We start from the raw sequence: 4,274 nt of genomic DNA on the forward strand, positions 1-4,274 counted from the left end.
CTGCGGGGCCCGCCTCCGGGGCGGCCGCCGGCACGACCGCGCTCGGCCGGGTGCCGACCCAGAGCCGGCGTCCGCCCATCGCCGTCGAGCCGCCGTACCACGACCCGGCCCGCGAGCCCCGCCCGGCGCTGCGGGTCGGCCGGGGGGACATCGCGGCCATCCGCGCCGTCGGCGACCTCTTCCGCGCGCTGGACCACGCCTACGGCGGCGGCCACGCCCGCCAGGCGCTGGTGCGCTACCTGGAGAGCGAGGCCGAGCCGATGCTGCGGGGCCGCTACGGCGAGCAGATCGGCCGCGCGCTGTTCGGTGCCGTCGCGGACCTCACCCGACTGGCCGGGTGGACGTCCTTCGACATCGCCGCGCACGGCCTCGCCCAGCGCTACTTCGTCCAGGCCCTGCGGCTCTCCCAGGCCGCCGGCGACCGCGCGCTCGGCGGGTACGTCCTGGTGACGATGAGCCAGCAGGCCGTGCACCTCGGCCACGGCCGGGAGGCCGTCCAGCTGGCCAGGGTCGCCCAGCAGGGCGTCGGCGGAGCCGTGCCGCCCACGGTGCAGGCGCTGCTGCACGCCGCCGAGGCGCGTGGGCACGGCCTGCTCGGCGACGTCCGCTCCTGCACCACCGCGCTGGTCCGCGCCGAGCGGTCGCTGGCCGCGGCCCGGGCGGGCGACGAACTGCCCTCCTGGGCCCGGTTCTTCGACGAGGCCCAGCTCTCCGACGAGTTCGCCCACTGCTACCGGGACCTCCAGCAGTGGCGGACGGCCGCCCAGCACGCCGAGAAGTCGTTGCGGCTGCGTTCGCCCGCCTACGCCCGGAGCCGGATCTTCTGCCGGCTGGTGCTGGCCACCGCCCGGCTCGGGATGGGCGACCTCGACGAGGCCTGCGGCATGGCCACCGACGCGCTGCGGGCGGCGGGGGAGATGCGCTCGGCCCGCTCGCTGGAGTACGTGCGGGACTTCCACCGCCGGCTCACCCCGTACCGGGGCAGCCCGGTGGCCCGGGCGTTCGAGGAGACCGTCCGCCAGGCGGGGGTGATCTGATCGGCATACGCCCGAGCCCCGGGCGGCGGAGCGCCTACCGGTTCTCGGTGTTCACCAGCTCTCGGCGTTCACCCGTGGCCGGTCGCCCTTGCCGGCGGCCGGCGGGCGGGCGTCCCCGCGCAGTCGCTGGGCGGTGAGCGGGAAGCACAGCACCGAGAGCATCCCCGCGCCGACCAGTGCGGCGGCCGTGGAGGACGGCAGGTGCCCCGAGTCGACCTCGATGGTGGTGATGACCACGACCAGTGGCAGCGCCGTCGCGCCGTACAGCCCGAGCGCCACCCGGTCGCGCCGTCCGAGCCCGGCCGGGGCGATCAGCGCCGCGGGCAGCCCGCGCACGGCCAGCAGCAGGGCCAGGAAGAGCGGGACGAGCAGCAGCGTGCCCGGATCGCCCAGCAGCGCCGAGAGGTCGAAGTTCATCCCGCTCACGACGAAGAACACCGGGACGAGGAAGCCGAAGCCGATGCCCTCCAGCTTGGCCTCGATCACCTCGCCCTCGGCCTCCGGGACGTCGGACAGCAGCAGCCGGGAGACGATGCCGGCGGTGAACGCGCCGAGCAGCATGTCGAGGTCCAGCCAGAGCGCGGCCGCGACCATGGTCGCGAGCGCGAGGATCACGGTACGGACGGCGAACTGGCCGGAGGTGCGCAGCGTGCGCCGGATCAGCCGGGTCATGCGGACCGGCCGGGCGCGCCGGGCGTAGCCGATCGCGACGGCGGTGATCACCGCGAAGGCGGCCAGGATGACGGCGGTCCTGGCCGGGGTGTTGCCGCTGAGCAGGACGGCGATGGCGATGATCGGCCCGAACTCGCCGACCGCGCCGGTGGCCATCACCAGCGAGCCGAACGGGGTGGGCAGCTCCCCGGAGTCGCGCAGGATCGGCAGGATGGTGCCCAGTGCCGTGGTGGTCAGAGCCAGCCCGGTGAAGGCGCCGTCCAGTGGGTCGGGGTTGACGAGCGCCCCGACGCCGAGCGCGGCCACCAGGGTGACCAGCCACGCGGTGCCCGCCTGCCGGAGCGGGCCGCCGCGCAGCTTGGCGAAGTCGATCTCGTACCCGGCCAGGAACATCAGCATGGCCAGACCGAGCTGGGAGAGCGCGTCGACGAAGTCGTCGGTGCGCACCCAGCCCAGGACGTCCGGGCCGATCAGGACACCGAGCACGATCTCGAACACCACGGTGGGGACGGCGATCCACCGCAGCAGCCGGTCGGCGAGCAGCGGCGCGGCCACCGCGGCGGCCGGGACCAGGATCAGCGCGAGCGGCTGGACCTCAGGCCCGGCGCTCACCGGGCGTCCGGCGGAGGGGGAGGAACCATCCGATCAGCGGTCATATCGGCATACTGGCACGCGGCCGGGCCCCTCTCCGGCAGCCCGGCCGCGTGCCGGTGACGGCGACGGGCCCGTCAGGCCGCCGCCTCCGCCTCGCGCACGGCCAGCGGCAGCCCGAGGTCACGGACCACGGCCTCGGCGGCCCGGCGTCCGGACACCAGCGCGCCCTGCACGCTGCTGGTGTCGCGGTGGTCGCCGCAGACGTACAGCCCGGCCAGCAGCCGGACCGGCCGCCGGGTGTTGTGCGGCGGGGGCATGGCCGGTACGGCGTCCGGGAGGTGCCGCACGCTCAGGAACTGCCAGCCCGCCACCGGTGTCCCGTACAGCTCCGCCAACCGTCCGCGGACCGCGGGTTCCAGCGCGGCCGGCCCGCCGGCGTCGAAGCTGCGGCGGCCGAGCACGGTCGTGGCGATCAGCGCCTGCCCGGCCGGCGCGTACGACGGGTGCAGCTCGCTGAGCACCAGCGAGTGCGAGACCAGCGACTGCTGACCGTTCGGGCGGTCCCCGTCCAGGAGGAGGACCGCCTCGCCGAGCGGGCTCCGGTCGGCCGCGTGGTAGAAGGTGGTGACGGGGTGGAAGCCGGGCAGCCGCAGGCCCGGCAGCAGGCCGGTGGCGGACCGGGGGTCGGTGGCGACGACCACGGCCTGGGCGTTGATCCGCCCGTGCCCGACGGTCTCCACGCCGTCGGCCGCTATCGAGGTGACCCGTACGCCGGTGCGTACGGTGCCGGCGGGGAGGGCGGCGGCCAGTTGGGTCGGCACGACCGCGATCCCGCCGGCGGGCAGACAGAGCCGGCCGCGCGCGTAGCAGCGGAGCACCAGGTCGGCGACCCGGCTGCTGGTGCCGAGGGCCGGGTCGCTGAGCAGGGCGCCGAGCAGCGGCCGCAGGAGGCCGTCGACGGTCCGCGGGGCGAGCCCGCGGTCGGCGAGAGCCCGGGCGGCAGTGGTCTCGGGTCGGGCCTTGAGGCGGGCGGCGGGGGTCGCCGCCAGCCGGTTGAGCCAGCTGCCGAGCCGCGCCTTGTCCAGCGGACTGCCCAGTGGGGCCCGGGCGGCGGCCTGCCGGGCGGTGGTCAGTTGTGGGTCCCCGACCCGGTACCGGCGCCCGGCGCTGTGCACGAGGACGCCGGGGGCGAGCGGGCGCAGTTCGAGGCGGTCGAGGTCGAGCACACGACGCGGCTCGGGGAAGGCGGTGTTCAGCAGGTGGCTTCCGTGGTCGAGCCGGAATCCGTCCAGCTCGTGGGTGGCTGCTCGGCCGCCGATCCGGTCCGAGGCCTCAAGGACCTGGACGGTCAGGCCGTGGCCGGTGAGGACGCGGGCGGCGGCCAGGCCCGCGAGTCCGGCTCCGACCACAACGACGTCCGGATCGGACTGCCGGCGGGTGCGGCGAATGAAGTCATACGTGGGCACGGGTGGCTCCCTCCCTGGTCCCGGGGTTTCGGGCCGGCGCAGGTAGCGGGGTGCTGGGACACGGTCCGACGATGTGATGCCCAGTCAGTGTGAGGGTCAGACAGGCGCATCGGGCCCGATCCGAAGCCGGGAAGAGGAGTGACAGCATCCGGTGGGGGGTCGGTCACGGACTGTGATTCGATCCGGGTGGGATTCCGGCCCGGCGGGCGCGCACGGTCACCAGGGGCGCGCAACGCGCCCGCAGCGTGCTCCCGTGCGCCCCCTCACGGAGCCCCGCCCGGACTGCGTCGGGCATATGCCCATGGCCAGGGCGGACGTCGTACGGCGCCTACGCGGTGGTGGGGGGGACCGCGCATCGGCGCCGCGGCGGTCGTCGAACCCGTCGCGTCCGCCGACCCCGGTCGGCCCGCTCCGCCCGCCCGCCGCCCGCCTGCCCGCCGCCCGGCCGCCGTTCCCCGGCCCCCCGGCCCGCCGCCCGCCCCGGCGGCCCCCCCGGCCGCCGCCC

The 4,274-nt window shown here is 76.2% G+C and carries 2 protein-coding genes and 1 pseudogene; 1 reads left to right on the forward strand and 2 read right to left on the reverse strand.

What is annotated here, in order from left to right:
* A pseudogene (locus tag ABZY91_RS41490) lies at positions 1 to 1,037 on the forward strand (regulator); the annotation flags it as partial.
* Between the two features lie 51 nt (positions 1,038 to 1,088).
* Here ABZY91_RS41490 and ABZY91_RS41495 read toward each other — a convergent pair.
* Both ABZY91_RS41495 and ABZY91_RS41500 read right to left on the reverse strand, forming a co-directional pair.
* Entirely contained in the window at positions 1,089 to 2,321 is a 1,233-nt protein-coding gene (locus ABZY91_RS41495; RefSeq protein ID WP_355409375.1) for a cation:proton antiporter, read from the reverse strand.
* 116 nt (positions 2,322 to 2,437) lie between these two features.
* Positions 2,438 to 3,769, reverse strand: coding sequence for an NAD(P)/FAD-dependent oxidoreductase (locus ABZY91_RS41500; protein ID WP_355409377.1), 1,332 nt, complete (start codon positions 3,767 to 3,769; stop codon positions 2,438 to 2,440).
* Positions 3,770 to 4,274: the final 505 nt, after the last annotated feature.

The sequence above is a fragment of the Kitasatospora sp. NPDC002965 genome (genome assembly GCF_040611255.1).
GTDB lineage: Bacteria > Actinomycetota > Actinomycetes > Streptomycetales > Streptomycetaceae > Kitasatospora.